The organism is Postechiella marina, from assembly GCF_039538365.1.
GTDB lineage: Bacteria > Bacteroidota > Bacteroidia > Flavobacteriales > Flavobacteriaceae > Postechiella > Postechiella marina.
This window is the reverse complement of record NZ_BAABCA010000027.1, coordinates 1-538: the sequence shown is the minus strand read 5'-3', so window position 1 is coordinate 538 and position 538 is coordinate 1. Positions and strand designations below refer to the sequence as shown.

The window sequence follows — 538 nt, the reverse complement described above, 5'->3', positions numbered from 1 at the left end:
TTTACTGGTGAGGATACCTTCACTTACACCATTTGTGATGATGCGAATCCTGCACTTTGTGATACTGCTACGGTGACAGTAACGGTACAACCTACAGATTCACCTAACTCAACGAATGCAAATGATGATGCTTATACAACAACGCCTGATACTGTTATCTCTGATAATGTATTAGCTAACGATAATGATATCGAAGGTGATGCGCAAACAGTAACGGATAATACGCAGCCTGCTAACGGAACGGTAACTATTGATGCCAATGGTGATTTCACATATACACCAAATGCAGATTTCACTGGTACGGATGCCTTCACTTATACTATTTGTGATGATAATGCAGATCAAGCTTGCGATACAGCTACTGTTTATATTACTGTAGGTGGTATTGCTAATACAACAGATGCTATTGCCGATATCAACAACACTTTTATTGATCAACCAGTAACGGGGAATGTATTAACCAATGATGAAGATTATGAAGGTGATGCACAAACAGTAACTGAAAACACAGATCCTGCGAATGGTACTGTGGTTGTTA

Annotated in this window: 1 protein-coding gene; it reads left to right on the top strand. The window is 39.2% G+C overall.

Features of this window, described 5'->3' with window-relative positions:
- A partial coding sequence (locus ABD715_RS17795; protein ID WP_344789681.1) for an Ig-like domain-containing protein occupies nt 1–538 on the top strand: 538 nt, incomplete at both ends.